The sequence below is a fragment of the Lentzea sp. NPDC005914 genome (assembly GCF_040629405.1).
In the GTDB taxonomy this organism is placed as follows: domain Bacteria; phylum Actinomycetota; class Actinomycetes; order Mycobacteriales; family Pseudonocardiaceae; genus Lentzea.
Genome location: NZ_JBEXVQ010000001.1, coordinates 128,654 through 150,322, shown reverse-complemented (window position 1 = coordinate 150,322; position 21,669 = coordinate 128,654). Strand labels below are relative to the sequence as shown.

The window sequence follows — 21,669 nt, the reverse complement described above, 5'->3', positions numbered from 1 at the left end:
TCCTCAGTTCGTGTCCGACTCGCCCGCACGTGCCATCCGCATCTGCGTGAAGGTCACCGTGACGAGCATCAGGAACAGGGCGAGCGACATGGTGGCGGCGTAGCCGAAGTCGAACTGGCCGAAAGCCTTGTCGTAGATGTACATCTGCAGCACGAGCGAGGCGTCCGCCGGGCCGCCCTTGGTGCTGACCTGGACGATGTCGAAGACCTGGGTCGCGCTGATCACGTTGAGGATCACGACCATCACCAGGATCGGCCGCAGCAACGGCAGGGTGAGCGAACGGAACATCTGCCACTCCGACGCGCCGTCGATCCGCCCCGCCTCGTAGATCGACGCGGGGATCGTCTGCAGGCCGGCGAACAGGAGAACCGCGTTGTAGCCCATGGACTTCCACACGTTCAGCGCGGCCAGCGTCGGCACGGCCCAGGCGTCGGAGCCGAAGAACTTGACCGGCTCGCCGGTGACCCACGTGATCAGCTGGTTCACGATGCCCAACTGCGGGTCGAGCATCCACGTCCACACCAGCGCCGTGACGACGCCGGAGATGAGGAACGGCAGGATCATCAGCCCGCGCACGGTCGTGTTGACGCCCAGGCGGTGCAGCACGACTGCGGTGATCAGCGAGACGCCGACACCCAGAACCGTGGACAGCACGACGAAGTACGCCGTGACGCCGAGCGAGTGCCAGAACCTGCCGTCGTTGACGAGCTCCTGGATGTTCTTCAGCCCGGTGAACACCGGCGGGGTGAGGATGTGGAACTCGGTGAAGCTGAGGTAGACGCCGCGCAGCATCGGGTAGGCGAAGAACACGCCGAACCCGAGGAGGGCGGGCGCGACGAGCAGCCACGCGACCCACGTGTCGTTGCGGCGCGAGGCGGGGCCCTTGCGCCGCCGGACTGTGGGTGGAGGCGCCGTGGTGGCAGGTCCACGCACGACATGGGCGCTGGAGTCTTGCATAGTTGCCACCACGACGCCTCCTGTTCTTGGGGGTTAGATGCGGATGCTGTCGATGTCGAACACGGAGTCGTCGGGGTTGCCGAAGCGAATCGTGTTGTTCCCGGCCAGCAGGTAGATCGGGACAGTGACCTTCTGCGGCAGGCTCCAGTTGTCGTCGTTCGCACCGGCGACGGGCAGCTTGAAGCTGGTGCCGTTCACCGTGACGATGCCGGTCCTGCTGGAGCTGGCGTCCACATAGGACAGCTCGACCAGGTAGGTGCCCTCCGTCGGCACGGTCACCGTCGGCATCGTGAGAACGCCACTACCGCCGACGAACCCGACCTTGTTGCCGCCTGAGCACTCGCAGCCGTAGACGGTCGCGCCGCCGCCGGTGCTGCCCTTCTCGGCCTCGTAGGTGACCGAATCCTTCGGCGTGACGTACGAGATCGGCTTCGAGCGGTTCCCGTTCTGCACCACGGTGAACTCGTAGGAGGTCGCCGGGGTGAGGCCGGTGACGGTCGCGTTGGTGTTCGTGGTCGTCGCGACCTTCTTGCTGCCCGCGTAGACGTCGTAGCGGACGCCGGTCTTGCCCTGCCACTTCAGCGAGACGCTGGTCGGCGTGGCGCCGGTGCCCTGCACGACGGCCGGTGAGACGGCGGAGCGCGGGGTGATCTTCAGCAGCTTCGTGCCGTGCACCGGCAGGTCGGCGCTGAACGAGCTCTTGGCCTGGCCGATGTCCTTGCGGTCCCACACGTCGCGGACCTTGGCGGTGCCGTTGATGCCGAGCTGCGCGAAGTCCGCCGTGACGGTGGCGGGCTTGGAGCCGAGGTTGAACAGCGCCACGGTGAAGCTGCCGTCGGCGTTGCGGGCGTACCAGACCTGCTGGTCGGAGAACTGGTCGACCGGTCGGGCGGGCACGCCGGCCTGGTTGATGCCGATGACCTCGTCGTTGGTGAGCAGCCGGTAGCCGTAGTCGTCGATCTTGGTGAGGTCGTCGCCCAGGTACAGCGGGGAGTTCGAGATCGCCCACAGCGTCATGTAGCTCTTGCGCTCGGCCTCGGTGATGCCGTCCATCTCGCCGACGCCGACGTTGAGGCTGTCGAGGTTGTTCCAGCGGCCGGGCCCGGCGTCGTCGATCCACTGCACGACGTCGTTGAACCGCTGTTTCACCGAGTTGTTCCAGGTGACGAGCGTCGGGCAGTAGCACTCGACGTCGGTGTCGACGCGCCAGCCGTTGGTGTTGGCCTTCCACACGTCGGCCTGGCGGTGGCTCAGCGCCCACGAGATCAGGAACTCGATCGGCCGGCCGGTGTTCTTGAGGGCGATGTTCCACGCCTTGACGTCGCTGGTGTTGTCGAACCGCTCGCCGCCCTTGAAGCTGCCGGGGCCGACGCCGTCGAGCTTGAGGAAGTCGACCCCGTAGCCCGCGATGACCTGCGCGATGGAGTCGATGTACTTCTGCGAGCACGGGTTGTCGAAGTTCATCTTGTAGGCCATCTCCCACCCGTTGGTCTTGCGCAGGTCCGGGTAGACGATGTCCTTGGTGGTGCAGCCAGGAGCGTTGTAGATCGGCGTCTTGCCGTCGTTGTAGGCCTTGAGGTCCAGCCCGACCGCGAGGTACGAGCCGTACTTCAGGCCCTTGCCGTGCACGTAGTCGCCGAGCCACTTCATGCCGTGCGGGAACTTCTTGGCGTCCGCGACCGGGCGGCCGTACTCGTCGAACGAACTGAGCCAGCCCGCGTCGACGTTGACGTGGTTGTAGCCGTGGCTCTTGAACCGCGCCGCGAGAACGTCCGTCTGCTGAAGGACGTTCTTCTCGTTGAGGAAGCTCGCGGGACCGTCCGGGTTCACGCCGGGGTAGTTGGTCGCCTGCAGGCTCCAGCTGCTCCAGCCCATGTACGGCTTGTCGGCGATCTTCTGGGCTTGTGCTTCCGGTGCTTGGGCTGACGCAGGGACCGCGATCAGCGACGCGAGCAGGCCGGCAACGACACCTAACGCTCTCAAGACCACTCCTTTGTGATTTCCGGCGGGTATTTCAGGCGACCCTGAGGTCTTCCATCGCATCGCGGTCCCAGTCGATACCGAGACCTGGCGTGTCAGGCGCGAGCGCGTGTCCGTTGTGGACGGTCATCTCGCCCTTGGTGATGGCGCGCAGCTGTGGGATGTGTTCCACGTACTTGCCGTTGGGCAGCGCGGCGGCGAGGCTGACGTGCAGCTCCATCAGGAAGTGCGGGCAGACGTCGGCGTTGAACGCCTCCGCGGTGTGCGCGACCTTGAGAAACGGCGTGATGCCGCCGATCCGCGCCGCGTCGACCTGGATGATCGAGGCGGCACCGCGTTCGAGGTACTCGCGGAACTGGGCCACCGAGTACAGCGACTCCCCCACCGCGATCGGGATCGTGGTCTTCCGGGCGAGCTTCACGTGCCCGCTCACGTCATCGGCGGGCAACGGTTCTTCCAGCCACGTCAGGTTGACGTTCCTGAACGCCTCCGCGCGCCTGATGGCCTCCGCCGCAGTCATGGACTGGTTGGCGTCGACCATGATCGCGAACCGCTCGCCAACGGCTTCCCGCACCGCTTCGAGCCGTTCGACGTCCTCGGTCAGGTCGGGCTTGCCGACCTTCATCTTGATGCCCTGCCAGCCCTGTTGAGCCGTCTCCTTGGCGCCCCTGACGAGCTCCTCGGTCGACAGGTGCAGCCAGCCACCCTCGGTGTCGTAGAGCGGCACCTCCTGCTTGTGGCCGCCTGCCATGCGCCACAACGGTTCCCCGGCCCTGATGCAGCGCAGGTCCCACAACGCGGTGTCCACACCGGCCAGCGCGAGCGAGGTGATGGCGCCGACCGTGGTGCTCCGCGTGCTCGCGAACAGGTCCTGCCAGACCTGCTCGATCCGACGCGTGTCCATGCTGATGAGGCGGGGCAGCAGGTGATCCTTCAGGAGAGCGAGGACCGAGCTGCCGCCCGTGCCGATCGTGTAGGCGTAGCCCAGCCCGGTGGCGCCGTCGTCGGTCGTGATCTCGACGAAAACGGTCTCCTGCTTGACGAACTGCTGGACCGCGTCCGTGCGCAACGTCTCGACGGGGACGTCCACCTGGAACGCCTCGGCACGCTGGACCTTTGCCACGCCAACTCCTCGGATCTCTGATCCTATAGGATATTTGACGGGCATTGAACGCGGCCGTTACGAGGGTGTCAACCGTCGTTCGGGCAGCGTCCCACGCTGGTGAGAGCGTTTACAACGGACTCGGAGGACCGGAACTAGTTCCGGTCCTCCGATGTTTGCAGCTCACGGACGTGGTGGCTGCTGTTCATGCCTGTTGGAGTGCGAGTGAAGACGTGAGCGTTTCTGTCCGGTTGTCAAACAGGACGACAACGGCTCACGCCGACTCGGCGGCCTCTTTGAGTCGCTGCAACGTGGCCTCGATGTTGGCCTGGTTCGTCACGGCGCGGTCCTTCACCCCGGTGGCCAGCACCGTGATCGGCTTGTACCAGGACGGTCGACGGTCCCACGTGGACTCGGTGACCCGGCAGCCCGAGGGCGTCTCCTCGATGTCGTACTGCCAGCGCGACACCGCCATGCCGAGCGACTTCACCTCGAACGCGAACCGCGAGGCCGAGCAGTCGGTGACCGTGGACGTCGTCGGCCACACCCGCCAGCCCCGGCGATTCAGACCGCGGAACCGGGCTCCAATGGCAGGGCCGGCGGCACCCAGCCACCGGCCTCCCGAGTACTCCTCGGCGACTCCGCTCAGCCCGCGCAGATCGCTGACCAGGTCGAACACTCGCTGCGGCGAGGCGGCGACGTCGATGTGCGCGGAGGCGTCAGGGGTCATGCCGCCGAACCTACTACGAGTAGGTTCGGCGATCCAGGGTGCTCCTCTCAGTCCGTGCAGGACACCGGCGAGTCGAAGTGACCCGGTGTCGTGGGATAGGCGGGGCCGACGCCGTGCTGGTTGTTGTCGGACGGGTAGACCAGTGCGAGCTCGCGGAATGCCGAGGTGCCGCTGGTCAGAGCGTCGTTCACGGTCTGGCCCGCACCCGAGCCCCAGGCCAGCTTCTGCAGGAAGGTCTGCATGCCCGGGCTGTGCTGGCGGATGTCGTTGAAGCCGCCGTACGACGCGGGACAGTGCGTGTACAGGTTGTACGCGCCGTTCCAGTCGATCAGGCGGTCACCGGGGTTCGGGCCGTTCTGCGCGCGGTCGGCTTGCAGGACGTCGCGGTCCCAGCCGCCGTAGATCCAGTCGGTGCCGTCGTGGTGCTGGTTGTCCGCGAGCGTCGAAGGCACCGCGGGGTTGTCGTTGGTCTTCTCGGTCATCTCGAACCACAGGCACGGGTCGATCGCGCCACTGCCGAGCGTCTGCGGCCACAGGCCCTGCGCGCAGTTGCCCGGGTAGGAGCCGCGCGGGTTGAAGTCGAGGACGTCGGAGCCGAGGATGCCCTGCTGCGAGGCCGGCGAGGTGCCGCCGACGCCGCCGAAGGTGTGGTCGACGAACCTGTCGTTCGTGCCGCGCGAGGAGGCGTCGAACGTGCCGTTCACCAAACAGTCCGGCGTTGCCGCGTTGACCACCTGGTCGCAGCCCTTGCCGCCCCACAGGACGTCCGCGCCGTCGCCGCCGAACGTCTGGTCGCCGCCGCTGTCGGCGTTGACCAGGTCGTCGCCGAAGCCGGCGTGGATGTTGTCGTTGCCCTGGCCGCCGCGCATGCGGTCGTTGCCACCTTCGGCGATGCCGTTGTGCGGCATCGAAGGCGTGGAAGGCCCGCCGGCGAACTGGTCGCCGTTGACGTCGTGCAGCAGGTCGATCCGGCGGTCGTAAGCACCCGCGCGGAAGCCCGTGTACGACTCCTGCGGCACCGAGCTCAAGCTCGTCGTGAAGCCCTTCGAGGCCACGTCGTTGGCGTTCATGTACTCGTTGACCACGCCACCGCGGTCGCCGAGCATCGCGTCCTCGCCGTCGCCGCCGAACATCACGTCGTCGCCGAGCTCGCCGTACATGTCGTCGTCGCCGTTCTGGCCGTACATGGTGTCGTTGCCGTCCTGACCCCACATACCGTCGTTGCCGTCGTCGCCGTACATCGTGTCGTTGCCGAACGCGCTAAGCACCTCACACGTGGCCTGGGCCGTGGTGCAGAAGCGAGTCGACGGACCGATGTCGGCCACACGCGAGACCGTTGCGTTCGAAGGAACCGCACCGGACTTGTAGCGCTCGGCGTAGACCTGCTCGGTCATCGACCCCGGCTGGCCCTGCAAAGTGCGCTTCAGGGACCCGTTGTCACCGAGCTGGACGTCGTCCTCGCCGTTGCCCTCGAACGCGTCACCACCGTCGCGGAAGCCCTGGATGGTGCTGCCGCCGATCATGTCGTCCTGGCCGTCGGGTGCGTCGCCCACGAGCTCGGCACTCGGCGTTCCAGGCCAGCCGGGATCGGCCAGCGGCACGACGGTGGTCTCGGACGACGGGGAGCCGAGCCCGCGGTCACCACGCAGCACGTCCGCGCCGCCGTTGCCCTCGAGGTAGTCGGCGTTGCCGTCGCCGGCGAGGAAGTCCACGCCGTCCTGGCCCCACAGCACGTCCACGCCGGCGCCACCGGACATCCGGTCGTCGCCGAAGCGGTCGGCCGGGCCGGACTGCAAGTCGTAGCGCTGCACGATCCGTTGTGCAGCAGGGTTTCCACCGGCGGACGACAGCCTGACCGTGGCGCGGGTCGGGGTCTCCCCCGCAGCCGGCCTGAGCACGACGCCGTTGTCACCGATGGCCACGTCGTCGCCACGGCCGCCGAACATCGCGTCGGCCGCGTCGAGCTGTCCGACGGTCGTGTCGCCTGTCCCGGACAACGGGGTGCTGTTGCCACCGACGAGATCGTCGTCGCCGTCGTCGCCCTCGATCCAGTCGACGCCCTGCGAACCTTCGACGTAGTCGTCGGAACCGTTGCCCTTCAAGCGGTCCGGTCCGGCCTGGCCGATGATCACGTCGTTGCCGTCGTCACCGTCGAGCTCGTCCGGGCCGGACGAGCCGGCGTGCGGGGTGAGACCGAGGTCGTAGAGGAAGATCGCGCGCCCGGTCATGCCGCGTTCCAGCGTGATCCGGTTGAGCGTTCCACCGCGCACGAGCCGGCCGTTGTCGCCGAGCACGACGTCCTGCGCTCCGTTGCCGTGGATGACGTCACCGACGTCGGGCTGGCCGACACCCGGTGAGTCCTCGGTCGACGAGCCACCGACCAGGTCGTCCTGGCCGTCGTTGCCGCCGATCTTGTCGCGCGCCGGGCCGCCCTCGGCGTAGTCGTCCGCGCCGTCACCGGTGATGGTGTCCTCGTCCCCCTGACCGTAGATCACGTCCGAGTCGTCGCCACCGCTGATCTTGTCGCCACCTGACGTGCCGGCCTTGGGCGTGTAGCCGAGGTCGAGCAGCTCGACCTTGTGCGCCTTGGCGAAGCCACGTCCGAGCGTGACCGGCGTGGCCTGCACTCCGTCCACAAGGGACAGCACCGCGTTGTCGCCGGCGATCAGGTCGTGACCCGCGTCGCCGAACAGGGTGTCACCGGCGTCCGGGCGTCCGGAACCGGCAGAGATCTCGGAGCTGCCGCCCACGATCCGGTCCTCGTCACCGTCACCGTGCACGAGGTCTGCGGCGTTGTTGCCCTCCAGGTAGTCGTCCTTCGGGCCACCGAACACCTCGTCGTGCGCGAGACCGCCGAACGCCCGGTCGTCGCCGTCGCCACCGAAGACGAAGTCCTCACCACCAGCGGCAGCGTTCGCGCCGTCGAGGTCGAACGGGCCGTCAACGCCGTTGTCGCCGATGACGATGTCGTTGCCCGCGTCGCCGTAGAGGACGTCGCCGACGTCAGGCTCACCGGCCTTGCGCGTGCCACCGATGACCCGGTCGTTGTCCGGGCCGCCGAACGCGTGGTCGACACCGTTGTTGCCCTCGATGATGTCGTCCTGAGAGCCACCGTAGAGAGTGTCGTCGTCGTTGTTGCCGTAGACGTTGTCGACACCGGCGTCACCGTAAGCAACGTCCTTGCCGCCACCGCCGTAGATGGTGTCGTCGTCGTTGCCACCGGCCAGCACGTCGTCACCGAGCTGACCGCACACGCGGTCCTTGCCGGACTTGGCGTCCACGTTGTCCGCGGCACCACCGGCGGCGACGATCTCCACCCCGGTACCACCGGTGATCAGGTCGCGGCCGTCCAGAGCGTCGAGCGGCTCGGCGGGCGGCATCGACGCCGGGTCGTTGCTCGGCGGCGTGCACGGGTTCGCGTTCTTGTCACCGAAGATCTCCGCGCCGCCGTCACCACCGATGACGTGGTCGTTGCCGTAGCCGCCGACCAGCAGCTTCGGTTGCGGGCTCACGCCGGCGGGCAGGACGCGGTGCGCGACGTTGCGGATCGGCCCGAAGACACCGGATCCAACGACGTCACCCACGTCCGACGGTTCCGCGATGACGTAGTCGTCGTCCGGACCGCCGTACACCTTGTCCTTGCCGTAGCCACCGGTCAGCACGTCGTTGGCGCTACCGCCGCGGATGTCGTCGACCTGGCTGAGCAGCGAGTGGCCGGTCACGAAGTCGACGCCCTTGCTGCCGTACACGGTGTCGGTGCCCGTGCCGGTGTCCACGACGTTGACCGCGATCTTGGTCAGGTCGCCGTTGACGCCGTTGTCGTCGGGGCCGTCCTCGTCGACGCCGGTCGCGACCTCGGTGCCGGTGTAGATGGTGTCGTCGCCGGAGCCACCGGAGATCCGGTCGCTGCCACCGCCACCGATGATCACGTTGGCCTGCGCCACGTACTCCGGCTTGCCCGGGTTGCTCGCCGCGAGCGGGCTGTCGGAGCCGATGCCGATGTTGTCGTCACCGTCGCCGCCGTCGATCCGGTTCTTGCCGAGCCCGGCGGCGATGCGGTCCTTGCCGCCGCCACCGGTCACGGTGTCGCCGGCCCCGCCAACGGTGATCGTGTCGTCGTCGTCCCCACCGTTGACCGTGGCGTTGCCCTTGCCACCAAAGGCAGCCGCGAGGTCGCCGGTCGTGATCTGGTCCTTGCCGGGACCGCCGTTCACCACGGACCTGCCGATGCCGGTCTTGATCGAGTCGTCGCCGGAACCACCGGTGACCTCGACCTCCTTGTCGAACGGCTTGGCCTCGGCCTTGGCGTCGTTCTTGGCACCGCTCTTGTCGCCGTCACCCTGGAACACCATGATCCGCTTGCCGGTGTCACCGGTGGCGTTGCCGTACACCTTGGTCAGGTTCGGGTCGCGGAACTCCTCGCGGAAGCCCAGCGCGCTCACGGCGAAGCCGTCGAACCTGCCGCCGTCCTTGACGAGCTGCGTGACCGTCCACTTCTCCTCGTTGCCCTGTCCGGTCCACGCGGAGTGGCCGCGCTTGCCGATGTCGCCGTTGCCCATGTGCAGCACCAGCGTCGAGCCGTCCTTGTGCGCGAGGACGGGTGGCGGCGGCGAGCAGTCGGGTTTCACGGAGAAGTCGAGCAACGTGATGTCGGCCAGCGTGAAGTCGAACGTGACGCTGAAGATCGAGAACCCGAGGGTGATGTACACCTTGAGGAACAGGCTCAGCCGTCCGTCCATGTTGAACAGACACATCGGGTTGTTCAGCGCCACCTTGGAGAACTCGAAGAACCGGAACTTGCCGTCGTTGTTCGGGTCCGCCCAGGTGAGGTTGATCGTCAGGGCGACGCCGCCCTTGATGCCGACCTCGATCAGCACCACGCTCACCGCGGCGCCCGCGGCCAGTTCACCGCGGAACGTCACGACGGGCAGCGGCTTGCCGGACTCGTCCTGGGTCACCAGGTAGATCGAGTCCAGAATGGACGCGGCCTTGCCCGACTCGATCGCCTTGCGGATGCCGAACGTGTCGAAGCCCGCGCGGAACCTGGCCTCCACCGACGCGCTGCCGGAGATCGTCACCAACACCGGCGGCGGCGCGTACACCGGGCCGAACGACTGGCTGTAGGAGAAGCCGAGGCGCAACGGGCCGGAGTCGAACCGGATCAGGTCCACGTCCTGGCCCATGATCAGGCCGAACAGCTGGGCGGGGTCCTTGAGGATCGGGAACGAGAAGCCCGCCTTGTTCCCCTCCTCGCCGTCGGACACGATCTTCCCGCCACCGGCCGAGGCGTCGATCTTCGACGCCAGGTCACCCGGTGCCAGTGTCTTCGTGCCGATCAGCGACGACGCGTTGTCCGGCGAGTTCGTCGTGGTCTTGGCCTTGTCGCCCAGCACCGCGAAGCTGCCGATGTCGATCGCCCCGCCGTTCTGGGTGATCTTGCCGATCAGCTGGATCGCCCGCAGGACCTTGTCCACGAACTCGAGGTCCGGGCCGCCCGCGATGGTCGAGAACTCCTTGGCGATCGTGACCAGGTTGACGTCACCGCCGCCCACTGCCCGCGAAAGATCCGAGAGCACCGGGATCGGCGCGTAGAGCTGGTCGATGATCGGCTGGATCGGCTTGGTGAACAGCGCGATCTTCTCGACGATCGGCTTGAGCACCTCGCCGAGGAACTTGCCCGCGTTGAGCTGGACGTTGTTGAACGCGATCTCCGGCGTCCCGTCACCGGGCTTGCCGCCGAACGCGTTCCACTCCCACTTGAGGTGGAACCAGCCGTTGATGCCCGGAAGCGGGCCGGCGGACACGTCGAAGTCCCAGTCGATGCCGACCTTGGCCTTCAGCGAGACGCTCGTGACCTGGCCGATGTCGGCGAGATCGGCCAGCGTGATCCGGTCGTCGTTGGCCGCGCCGCAGTTCTCGAAGCACGCCGCCTGCCCCTTCTTGTGCAGGTCGACGACGAACGTGCCGGCGAACAGGTCGGTCGCGCCGCCCGCGTGCTGCTTCAGGTCCACGTCGAGGAACGCCAGGCGTGCCTTCATCGCGTCGGGCAGCGTGAAGCTCAGCTTGACCCCGAGCTCGGGGTTCGCGCCGTCGTGGGTGGCGACGTAGAAGCCGCTGCTCTTGTCGACGCCCACCTTGACGTGCAGGTGATAACCCAGTGCTGCCTTCATCTTCGGCGCGCCCTCGGCGGCCTTCAACGAGAGACCCGGGATGCCGATGTCGAGCGGGCTCTCCAGTGCCAGCGTTTCCTTGGTGCAGTCGTCACCGAAGACGTCGCCGTCGCACACGTCGAACGTGAACGTGGCACCGGTGATGTCGACCAGCGACGCCGCCGCCGGGCAGTCCGTCAGCTTCGGGTTCGACGTGGCGGGCACGTAGGCCGCGCCGTTGGGTGTCGCCTTGTCGTCGAACTGCACGTCGTTCGCGGTCAGGTCACCCTTGATCACGACCCAGTTGTTCGCGTTCGGGTCGGTCTTGCGGATGATCTTGTACCCGGTGGCGTACTGCGACTTCGTCCACGTGATGCGGTTGAAGTTGCCGCCGGTCAACGGATCCGCGCCGGTGGTCACCTCGGCGACCGCGGGTGGCGCGTCCTTGTTCTGAGCAGTCGCGACCACGCCGTAGACGTACTTCTTCGTCCCGGCCGTGCCCTGGGTGACGGCTTTGGCGCTGGTCGCGGGCAGAAGCGTTGCGTCACAGGTGAATCCGACCGTGACAGCACTGCCGACCGCGTCCTTGAGGTGGTCGTTGACCCACGTCTGGAGCTCGCCGGTGTTGTTGACCCGGCCGCCGCCCGGCAGGTGGGTCATCGCTTCCTGGATCTTGGCTCGCAGCTGGCCGAACTTGTCGGCTCCCTGCTGGATGTCGTCGCCGACCAGCGGCAGCTTGCCGTCGAACGCGGCTGTTCTCAACGCGCGTTCGATCATCGCGAGGTACTTCTCGATGCCGTCACCGAACTGCGAGAAGTCCAGCAGCGCGTCGAGGATCTTCTGCCCGATGTCCGTGGGCATCTCGAACCGCTTGACGTTGTTCGGCAGGTCGGGGGTGAAAGAGAACGCCTCGTTGAGGTTGCCGACCTGTCGTGGCAGCCGGACGATGAACGAGTCACCGGGGCTGGCCAGCTTGGTCCAGTTCGTGTTGTCGGAGCTGACGAACACGGGCATGACCGCGCACAACGCGAGGTCGGTGCCCTGCGCCGGGTCGCCCTGGCACGTCACGGGCTGGTTGTCGCCGTTGAGAGTCAGCGACACGCCCTTGACGAAGTCGCTCAACGACACCGGGTTCTGCCCGGAATAGCCGAGATGCGCGTTGTAGTGCGCGTTCGCGACGGCCTTCTCCGGCCCCTTGGGATTGCCCAGCGCGATCGACAGCGGCCCGACCGACGACTTCACGACACCGGTGATCCCGCCGTGCGCGGTGATGTCCACAGTGGAGTCGGGCAGGACCTTGAGACCGCCGGCGTCGTTCGGCCCGTCGCCTGCCTCCAGCGGCAGCACGAACCCGATCTTGGTGGACCCGGTCAGCGCGAGGTCGGCGGTGGCCTCACCCTCGGCGCCGACCAGCGAGCGCGCCGTTCCCTTGTCGTCGGTGAACGAGAACCGGACCGGTTGCGAGGTCGCGACCTTCCGCTTCACGTCGATCTTGAGCACGACCGACGGCTTGCTGTCGACGACCTGGTAGCCGAACGAGAGGCCGCTGCCGGTGGGCAGCGCGGCGTTGAGCTGCGTGACCAGGTCCTGCAGGTAGTCCGGTGGCGCGGCGGTCAGCTTGTCGACCGCGTCCTCCAACGGGCTGCGGAACGCGTACGCCGTGCCGTCCGCGGGCACGTTGGCCCACGTCTCGGCCAGCAGCACCCGGTTGTTCGCCGGGTCGGCGGCAGCGACGACCATGACCTGGGTGCCGACCAGCACGGCCCGGCCGCGCAGGTCGGCACCGAACGCCTTGTCGCCGGTCCTGCTGTCGTCACGCAGGAAGCCGACGTTCACGCCGTTGACCGTGGTGTTGCCGTACTTGCCGGTGCCCGCGTCGGCACTGCCGAGCAGGTCGGTCAGCGACTTGCCGACGACCGGCAGCGGCGTGGTCAGCGCGGTCTTCACGGTGCCGTCGCCGTCGACGGTCTGCAGCGAGCTGTTGAGGACCTGCAGCGCCTTGATGATCTGGCCGAACATGGCGCGCGGGTTGTTCGGGTCGAAGTCGAACGCCTTGGCCTTGTCCAGCGCGTCGAGGCCGGTGAACTGGACGCCTCCGGGGTCGGTGATGTCGGGCATGGTGACGCCGACCTGCACCGGACCGCCGAAGAAGTCGGTGATGCCGGGGACGTCGAGCTTCACCGTCGCGGTGGCCTTGGCGCCGACGTCGACGGTGAGCAGGTTCTCCGGTTCCAGAGCGGCGGTGTCCGGGTTGTCGACGACCTTGGCGAAGACCTGCGACAGCGGCAGGTCGCCGTCCGCGTCACCGACCTTCTTCAGGCTGATCGACAGCATGTCCGCCGAGCCGTCCTTTGTGGACATGTGCAGGTCGCCGGACATGTGCACCTTGAGGTAGCCGACGCTGCCGTTCACGTCGACGTTCGTGTCGACAGCGGCGGAAGCCTTGAGCAGCTGGCCGCCGGTGCGCAGCAGGAATCGGTCGGGCGTGCGCGGCAGGCTGGACACCAGCGTCGTGGTGCCGTCGGGGTTCTTGTCCGCGAACGGGCAGCCGGTGGCCGCCGCGTCGGGGTCGAGCGGCTTGCACGCGTCACCCTTGATCGGGTCGCGCAGGTCCAGCACGAGCGTCGCCTTCGCCTCGTACGACGGTTTCACGGAAGCGGTGGCGTTCAAGGCGTTGGCGCCCTTGAGGCCCTTGCTCGAGAAGATGTCGCCAAACGTGACCTGGCCGGTCATCGGGTCCGGCGCGTTGACCTTGTACGGCGAGTGGTCGGCCGGTTTCCCGCCCTGCCAGCCTTCTTCGAGCGTGATCTCGTCAGCGGTGTTGCTCTTCACGACACCCTGCGAGGTGCCCGCGGACACGATGCGCCCCTTGAACCCGTCCACGGTCCACGGCTTGGCCTTGCCGACGTGCTTGAGCGTCGTGTCGGTGTAGGTGACGTTGTCGCCCTGGCCGGACGTCAACTCGGCGACGACATCGAGGGGTTTGCCGTCTTGGGGAGCGTCCTGCTTCATGGTCAGCGTGAACTCGAGCTTCTTGACGTCGTCGCGGTAGTTCACGCCCGTCACGGCGATCGGGCCGGCGTTGAGCTTGGTGAAGAGGTCCTGGATCGAGCTGAACTTCGGCAGCCCGGCCTTGGCCGGATCCTCCTCGGGCTTGAACACGTTGTCGTCGACGAACTTCGCGAGCGCGCTGCCCGCCTTGACCGCGTCGGCGACCGTGCCGCGCATGAACGGCAGGTTCACGTTGCCGACCGGGTCCGCCGTCGAACCCCACTGCGCCCGTTGCACGGCTTCGATCGAGTTGACCAGGTGGCTCAGGCCTTCGAGCAGATCACGGGGACTGAGCGTGGTGAACCGCTGGAGCTGGGCCAGGTCCGGGCCGCTGACGTTGATCGACGGCGCGCCGCTCGCGATGTCCGGCCACTGCACGCCGATCGTGCCGGTGAGTCCGCCGACGTTCGCGCCGGCGAGCTGCTGCGAGGTGAACTTGAGGCCGGCGTCGACCTTGCCGGCCGGGGCGCCGAGCCCGATGTGGAAAAGCCCCGCCGCCGCACCGGGTTCGGACAGCTCGGTGAGCTTGCCGTCGCCGTTGGGGTCGTCGGCGGACGCGGTGATGTTCGCTTCGACGGTGACGTGCGACGCGCCCTTGTCGAGGTCTACGCCGAGAATGCCGAAGCCCGCGGTGGGGGTCGCCGAGGGGTCGAGCTCGCCCTTCGCGCCCACGGTGAACTTCGGCGAGTCGCCGTCCTTCACGACCCAGAACGAGTCGGTGGACTCCTGGTAGGCGAAGTGGAACTGGGCGTCGAACGTGAAATTCACGTCCACGGCACCAGACGTGGTGAAGCTGACCGACGGGTCGGCGACGCTGATCGGCTGCTTGTCCGCGACGGTCGTGACGTGCAGCGTTGCGTCGACGCGCTTGACTCCGTTGGTGTCACTCGTCTGCACGGTCAGGGTGCCAGGTCTGCTGTCGCCGAGCTGGTAGGTGCCCGCGAGGTCGGGGAAGTTCTGCTTGTCCTTCAACGGGTCGTGCACCGTCTTGGCGACCAGATCGCCGAAGCCGAGCGCCGCGCCCGGACTGACGCCGAGGAACGGCAGCGCCTCCCCCAGCTTGCCGACACCGGCGAGCTGTTTCGAGAAGTCACCGAACGCGCTGATCCCCGCGAGGATCTTCTGCACGTCGGGTGCTTGCGCGATCGCCGGTGGACTCACGACCACCAGTCCGAGCAGTGCCAACGCACCGCTGGTGAACGCCGCTACCGCACGCCTGGTCCGCGAATACCGCATGGCCGACCCGCCCTCTTGACGGCGTGGCCCCCGACGCCTCGCTGCCAGGTCAGATGTCCGATATGGAGTGACGCAGGGCACACTTGTGCCGCCACCGAGTAGTCGGCGGTCCAGAAGGAGGCGTTACCCGTGGATCGGCCGGTCGCCGCTATTCACCCGTTCGGTTGACCGGAGGGCTACTGGGAGTGGGTCAGCTCCCGAAGCGGCGTGCCCTGGATGAACGCGTGAATGTCCTCAACGGCCTCTTGAAAGTACGTCCGGTAGTTGGTCTGCGTGACGTAACCGAGGTGCGGGGTCGCCAGGACGTTCGGCAACGCGCGGAGCTCGTCGTTCAGCGGCAGCGGTTCAGTGTCGAACACGTCGAGCCCGGCGCCCGCGATCCTGTTGTCCCGCAACACGTCCAGCAGGGCGTTCCGGTCGACGATCGCCGCACGCGAGGTGTTGACCAGGAACGCGGTGGGCTTCATCGCGCTGAGGGCCTTCGCGTCGACCAGGCCTCGGGTGCGGTCGCCCAGCACGAGGTGGATGGACGCGAAGTCGGACTGTTCGAGCAGGTCGTGCAGGGACGAGGCAATGCGCACGCCCTCGGCGGCGGTGCGGTCCTCGGTCAGGTTCTGGCTCCACGCGACGACGTCCATGCCGAACGCCTTGCCGACGCGGCCGACGGCCTTGCCGAGGTTGCCGAAGCCGACCAGGCCGAGGGTGGCGCCCGCGAGGTCGATGCCGACGGTGCTCTGCCACGGGCCGCCGTCGTGGAAGGCCGCGTTCTCGACCGCGATGTGCCGCGCCAGTCCGAGAATGAGTGCCCAGGTCAGCTCGGTCGGCGGGGTCTTGGCGCTGCCGGTGCCGCAGACCGTGACGCCGTGGTCCTTCGCGGCCTGGAGGTCGATCGAGGCGTTGCGCATGCCGCTGGTGATCAGCAGCCGCAGCTCGGGCAGTTTCCCGAACAGCTCTGCCGTGAACGGGGTGCGCTCGCGCATGATCACCGCGCACTCGGCCTCGGCCAGTGCTTCCGCGGGGTCGTCGAGGTGCTCCCGAAGCACGGTCACGTCGAGACCTGACCAGTCTGCGTTCGAGAGAGCCACACCCTGGTAGTCGTCCAGCACCACGCACTTCATGGCCCGATCATGTCAGAGCACCTCTCACGATGATCTCCACCAGCGGCCGCGGGTCGATCGCCTCGTCGCGGGCGAACTGCTGCAGGAACAGACCCTGCACGCATGCCCCGAGCGTGTCCGAGGCAGCCAGCGGATCGCGCGCGCCGAGAGCGGCGAGAGCCGGCACGAGCATCGACGACATCGTGGCGCGACCACGCAGCAACGCCTGGCGCACCTGGGGATTCGTCGCGGCCTCCACCCACAGCACCATGCGCGCCTTGACCGTGACGGCGTTCGAGCCGGTCATGAACTCGTAGAGCCGGCACATCTGGTCGACCAGGTCTTCCGGTGACTCCGGCTTGAGGGTGGCGTCGACCCGCGGGGTCTCCAGGCGCACCATCCACTCCACGACGCCGTCGAGCAGAGCGGCGCGGCTGCGGAAGTAGTTCGACGTGGAGCCCTTCGGCAGTTCGGCGCGGTCGTCCACCCTCGCGTGGGTGAGCCCCCGCAGGCCTTCGGTGCCCAGCAACTCGACCGCGGCGGCGAGAGCGCGGTCCCGGTTCGACATCACGCGGTCCACTATAAACGTAGTGACAAGGCACTACGATCGTAGTACCGTCGATCCATGACAGCGACAATCGCCCTGGTGGCGTGGGTGGTCAACATCGTGGTCGGACTGGTGCTGCTGGCGCGTGTCCTCCGAGCACGAAGACAGGTGCCACCGCTCGCCTGGTATCACTTCGCGACGGCCGTGATCGGGCTCGGCTTCTGGATCGCCTTCATGGCGGCAGGCTCGGCTCTGCTGGCGTGGACCGGCTTCGCCGTGCTCACGCTGCACAACACCCTCGGCGACACCATGCTGGTGAGGGGCTGGCGCAAGCGCAATCCCGACGCGCGGGGCATCGTCTACTTCCGGGCAGTGATGTCCCTGCTGAAGAGGCCACTGCCACTGGCGCACGCGTGGATCGCGCCAGTGGCCTGGTTCCCGGCTCTCGCCGCCGCGATCATCAGCAGTTAGGACGCGTGGCCTTGCCCGCGAAGCGGTCGCCGAGCCAGTTCAGCGCGTTGCTGCCCCACGCACTGACCGCGCTCACGTGGCCCAGCAACGGAAGCGCCGTCCACTGCACGTCGGCTCCGAGCGAGCACCACTGCGAGCGCAGCTTCTGCCCGACGGCGAACGGAATGAGCTCGTCGATCGTTCCGTGGTAGAGGTACACGGGTGCGGCGGGTTTGACCGAGCCGAGCGTGTTCTCCTTCAACCTGTTCTGCCACAACGGGTTCTGGATGACGTCCGGTTGCGTGGTCAGGGAGTTGAGCCGCGTGAACGGTGCCACCAGGGCGATCTCGGCGACGCACGAGTTGCGGATCTGGTCGATCACCTGCTTGCCGCGGGCGTTGAGCACGTCCGTCAGCGGCAGTTCGGGGTAGGCCGCGGCGTATCCGGCGGCGGCCGCGAACACCAGGCCCGAACCGGCGTTGCCGTCGTTGAACTTCGCGACCGCGTTCAGGTCGGCCGGCACACCACCGGCGGCGACACCGACGACGTTCAGCGAAGGCGCGTAGGACTTCCACTGCTCGGCGGCGGCTGACGCGGCCTGACCACCTTGCGAGTAACCGAAAACGCCCACCGGTGCGTCAGCGGACAGACCGGGGATCTCGCTCGCGGCCCGTGCGACGTCCAGCAGCGCGCGGCCTTCCGACCTCGCCACCGCGTAGGTGTGATCCCCTGGCGTGCCCAGGCCCTCGTAGTCGGTGACGGCGACCGCCCAGCCGTTGAACATGGCCTGCGCCAGGAACGCGATCTCGACCTCGGAGCCGTTCTCCAGCTGCTGCGACGGCGCGCACCGGTCGGCCATGCCCTGCGTGCCCATCGCGTACGCCACGATCGGGCGCGGGCCGTTGGTCCACGGCAGCGGCGAGACCAGGACCATGCCCGACACGACGTTGCCGCCGCCCGTGGCCGACGTCGAGCGGTAGCGGATGTCGTAGGCCTTCACCGGAGCGGGCAGCACCCTCAGCGGCTCCGGGTGCCACGCCACCTCCTGACTGCTGACCAGGTCGCCCGGAGCGGCCGCCGCAGCGGGCGTGACCAGGGCGGATAAGAGCAGAACGGCGGCGAGCACGGTGCGGAGCTGCATCGTTGGACCCCTTTGTGGTAACCGGCGTTACCGCAACGTAGGGCCAAACGTTCTAACGGAGCAATAGCCCGATCGGCTTTATGGATTCACGGCGAGGAACAGGAACGCCGCCAGCAGCACAAGGTGCACGCCGCCCTGAAGCCTCGTCGCACGGCCGGGCACGATCGTTAGCACGCTGACGAGAACCGTCAGCAGCAGCAGGATCATCTGGGTCGCGCCGAGGCCGAGCATCAGCGGGCCGTCCAGCCAGACCGTGGCGAGCGCGATGGTCGGGATCGTCAGGCCGATGCTCGCGATCGCCGAGCCGTAGCCGAGGTTGAGGCTGGTCTGGATGCGGTCGCGCAGCGCCGCCCGTGCGGCGGCGATCGTCTCGGGCAGCAGCACCAGCAGTGCGATCACGACGCCGACGAACGACTGCGGGAACCCCGCCGCCCGCACGCCCGCCTCGATCGCGGGTGACTCGATCTTCGCGAGGCCGACCACCGCGACCAGGGCGACGACCAGGAACCCGAGCGACGCCAGCGCGGCTTTGCCGGACGGCGCCTCGGCGTGCACCTCGGTCTCGATCACGCCCTCCTCGGTGACGGGGAGGAAGAAGTCGCGGTGCCGGACGGTCTGGGTGAACACGAACATCGCGTACAGGGCAAGGGAAGCGAGCGCGGCGAACGTCAGCTGCGGGCCGGAGAACTCGGGGCCGGGCGTGGTCGTGGTGAACGTCGGCAGCACCAGCGTGAGGGCGGCGAGCGTGATCACCGTGGCCAGCGCGCCGCCGCTGCCCTCAGCGTTGAAGAGCGTGGTGCCGCGCTTGAGCGCGCCGAGGAGGAGGGCGACGCCGACCATGCCGTTCGTCGTGATCATGACCGCGGCGAACACGGTGTCGCGAGCCAGAGACGACGCTTCCGGGCCGCCGGACACCATCAGCGTGACGATCAGGGCCACCTCGATGATCGTGACCGCGACCGCGAGGACCAGCGATCCGAACGGCTCCCCCACCCGCAGTGCAACGACCTCGGCGTGGTGCACGGCGGCCAGCACGGTCGCGGCGAGCACGACCGCGACCAGCGCGACGAGCACGGGTGCGAGGTCACGCCCCCAGGCCAGGACGAGCAGCAGCACGCCGAGCACGGGGGTGATGGTCGTCCAGGACAGCAGCGGGAAGCGCGAGGTGGCGGCCATGATCTCACCCTCGCACACCGATCAGGCGAGCCGCCATTCGGCGCAACACCCATTCCGGGTACGAGAAAATGTGCAGCGGAGCGCCCCTGCCGCGCCCCGCTGCACATTATTTTCCGGTGCTAGAAATCAAACAGAGCACCGGTGTGCGCCAGCATGACGCACGAGTTCGGGTAGGTGTGAACCTGGTTCACCGGCTCACCTCGCCAGAAGCCGAACATGCTCACCTCGACCGGCGCGTAGATGAACGTGCAGGCGCGGTCGTCGGACCGCATGGACTGCAGATCGGCACCGGTGGACGCCAGCGTCGCGCAGGCGAGGGCCCTGCGCGGGTGGTGGTCGCCTCGTTCGCAGGTCAGGACGGTCGCCTTGAAGGCGTTGTCCTCGACATCCGAGTACTGCACGGTGAGCACGAGCGCGGTCCCCTGGCGTGCCGGAGCGGCCTGGGCGTTGCCGGCGAAGGCGAAAAGCGACACGAACACTGCAACGAACGCAAGAATGCGGCCGGACATGAAAGCGGTCCTCCTGAGACCTCACAAAAACGGGCCGGTTCTCGGCCGCCGCAGATGTTGCCATCATGTTTCGTCGTCGCGAAAGGGGCCAGCAAACGTTCACCGATCACATTCACAGGCTCCGCCGAAAGCGTGATTGGGCCGAATGGATGTGTCGCTCGCCACGTTCGCCGGGACACAGCCGCCGAGAGACTGTTACGGGTTGCTGACAGACACCGTTGCGCGAGTACGTATTATCGGAATCATGTCCAAGACCTCCAGACGTGTCGTGTTCGGCGCGCTGCTGATCGTCACACTCGTGGTTTCCACCGGCGCGGCGCTGGGTTACCTGGGTAGATTGACGCTCGTGTTCGATCGGCATCCGGGAAAGCCGCTCGCGATCATCGAAGAAGTGCCTGGACCGCTCGACGGACCGAAGTGCGCAATCGACGCCCGCTACCTCGACGAGGCTCCGACCGGTTTGCGCCCCGAGGTGCTGCAGGCCTGGAAGTCTCTTCGCGCCAAGGCCTCTGAGCGGGGCGTTCAGCTCTGCCTGAACGACGGCAAGCGCAGCCGCCAGCAACAGCAGAAGGAGTTCGACGAGGCGGTGCAGAAGTTCGGCACCAAAGAACTCGCGTCGCGCTATGTGCTGAACCCACCCGACCGTTCGATGCACGTCATCGGATTCGCCGTCGACATTCAGCCGATCGAATCGGCGCAATGGGTCGAGAAAAACGGCAGCACCCTCGGCTGGTGCCGCCGTTACGAAAACGAGCAGTGGCATTTCGAGTACAACGCCCGCTACCCCACCGGGGGCTGCCCGCCACTCGAGAAGAGCGCGACCGGCAGCTGAGTGCCCAGGTAAAGGTCTAGACGCCTGGGGTGCGCGCGAGGTTGCGCCGACGTAATCTGACAACCAGAGTTACCAGATTGGAGCCCTTCTCGTGGCCCGTGCCTACGGCGGTGTGTCACCCGAGCAGCGCAGAGCAGAACGCCGCGCTCGGTTGCTGCAGGCCGGTCTGGCGCTCTTCACCAGCACGGGCTTCGCGGCTACCAAGATCACCGAGCTGTGCACCGAGGCCGGCGTCTCCACGCGGAACTTCTACGAGGAGTTCGGTTCCAAGGAGGACCTGCTCCGCGAGCTGCACGACCTGATCAACGCCACGGCGTTCACCGAGGTCCGCACGGCGCTCACCGAACTGGAGACCGCAGACCTCGGCGCGCGCGTCGCGACCCTGCTGGACGTGTTCGTGCGCACCGTGACCGCCGACCCCCGTGCGCCGCGCCTCAACTACGTGGAGGCGGTCGGGGTGAACGCGGAGATCGAGCAGCAGCACGTGCAGTGGGTGAACACGTGGGCGGAGTTCATCGAGTCCGAGGCTTTGCGGGCAGCGGCCGCCGGTGTGGCGCCGCAACGGTCCTACCGGCTCACGGCGATCGCGCTCGTCGGGGCGATCACCGGGCTGCTGCGGGAGTGGCAGGCGCACGAGCCACCGCTCGCGGCGGACGAGATCGCCGCGGAGATCCGCGAACTGATGCTGGCGGCGATCACCCGGCCGTAACGT

13 protein-coding genes are annotated in these 21,669 nt (G+C 67.5%); 3 read left to right on the top strand and 10 right to left on the bottom strand.

Translation table 11 applies throughout. The annotated features are described in order from the left end of the window. Positions 1 to 3 precede the first annotated feature (3 nt). From ABZ345_RS00655 to ABZ345_RS00625, 7 genes are all read right to left on the bottom strand, one after another. A complete protein-coding gene (locus tag ABZ345_RS00655) occupies positions 4 to 957 on the bottom strand; it encodes a sugar ABC transporter permease (RefSeq protein WP_359841464.1) in 954 nt (317 codons plus the stop codon). Positions 958 to 990: 33 nt separating this feature from the next. Continuing rightward, on the bottom strand, positions 991 to 2,940 hold the full coding sequence (locus ABZ345_RS00650; RefSeq protein ID WP_359841462.1) for a hypothetical protein: 1,950 nt from the start codon (positions 2,938 to 2,940) through the stop codon (positions 991 to 993). Between the two features lie 31 nt (positions 2,941 to 2,971). After that, positions 2,972 to 4,060: a mandelate racemase/muconate lactonizing enzyme family protein gene (locus ABZ345_RS00645; RefSeq protein ID WP_359841460.1), complete on the bottom strand. Its 1,089-nt coding sequence runs from the start codon at positions 4,058 to 4,060 to the stop codon at positions 2,972 to 2,974. A 253-nt stretch (positions 4,061 to 4,313) separates the two neighbouring features. Next, the gene (locus tag ABZ345_RS00640; protein WP_359841458.1) at positions 4,314 to 4,769 is read right to left on the bottom strand and encodes an SRPBCC family protein; all 456 of its coding nucleotides are present in this window, start codon (positions 4,767 to 4,769) and stop codon (positions 4,314 to 4,316) included. Positions 4,770 to 4,816: 47 nt separating this feature from the next. Further along, complete coding sequence (locus tag ABZ345_RS00635) at positions 4,817 to 15,205, bottom strand: calcium-binding protein (protein ID WP_359841456.1); 10,389 nt, start codon at positions 15,203 to 15,205, stop codon at positions 4,817 to 4,819. 176 nt (positions 15,206 to 15,381) lie between these two features. Further along, a complete protein-coding gene (locus ABZ345_RS00630; RefSeq protein WP_359841454.1) occupies positions 15,382 to 16,323 on the bottom strand; it encodes a D-2-hydroxyacid dehydrogenase family protein in 942 nt (313 codons plus the stop codon). Between the two features lie 7 nt (positions 16,324 to 16,330). Then, positions 16,331 to 16,870 (bottom strand): TetR family transcriptional regulator C-terminal domain-containing protein, encoded by a 540-nt coding sequence (locus ABZ345_RS00625; RefSeq protein ID WP_359842224.1) that lies wholly within the window; start codon positions 16,868 to 16,870, stop codon positions 16,331 to 16,333. Between the two features lie 57 nt (positions 16,871 to 16,927). Between ABZ345_RS00625 and ABZ345_RS00620 the strand changes: the two genes are divergently transcribed. After that, complete coding sequence (locus tag ABZ345_RS00620) at positions 16,928 to 17,320, top strand: hypothetical protein (RefSeq protein ID WP_359841452.1); 393 nt, start codon at positions 16,928 to 16,930, stop codon at positions 17,318 to 17,320. Here ABZ345_RS00620 and ABZ345_RS00615 read toward each other — a convergent pair. The 3 genes from ABZ345_RS00615 to ABZ345_RS00605 form a co-directional block, all read right to left on the bottom strand. Next, positions 17,310 to 18,440, bottom strand: coding sequence for a lipase family protein (locus ABZ345_RS00615; RefSeq protein ID WP_359841450.1), 1,131 nt, complete (start codon positions 18,438 to 18,440; stop codon positions 17,310 to 17,312). The genes ABZ345_RS00620 and ABZ345_RS00615 overlap by 11 nt on opposite strands. A gap of 78 nt (positions 18,441 to 18,518) precedes the next feature. Then, complete coding sequence (locus ABZ345_RS00610; RefSeq protein WP_359841448.1) at positions 18,519 to 19,616, bottom strand: ionic transporter y4hA; 1,098 nt, start codon at positions 19,614 to 19,616, stop codon at positions 18,519 to 18,521. A gap of 119 nt (positions 19,617 to 19,735) precedes the next feature. Beyond that, entirely contained in the window at positions 19,736 to 20,125 is a 390-nt protein-coding gene (locus ABZ345_RS00605) for an SSI family serine proteinase inhibitor (RefSeq protein ID WP_359841447.1), read from the bottom strand. Between the two features lie 244 nt (positions 20,126 to 20,369). Between ABZ345_RS00605 and ABZ345_RS00600 the strand changes: the two genes are divergently transcribed. Together ABZ345_RS00600 and ABZ345_RS00595 are read left to right on the top strand one after the other, a co-directional pair. Beyond that, on the top strand, positions 20,370 to 20,957 hold the full coding sequence (locus ABZ345_RS00600; protein ID WP_359841445.1) for a D-alanyl-D-alanine carboxypeptidase family protein: 588 nt from the start codon (positions 20,370 to 20,372) through the stop codon (positions 20,955 to 20,957). A 91-nt stretch (positions 20,958 to 21,048) separates the two neighbouring features. Next, positions 21,049 to 21,666, top strand: a complete 618-nt coding sequence (locus tag ABZ345_RS00595; RefSeq protein ID WP_359841443.1) for a TetR/AcrR family transcriptional regulator — start codon at positions 21,049 to 21,051, stop codon at positions 21,664 to 21,666. Positions 21,667 to 21,669 lie beyond the last annotated feature (3 nt).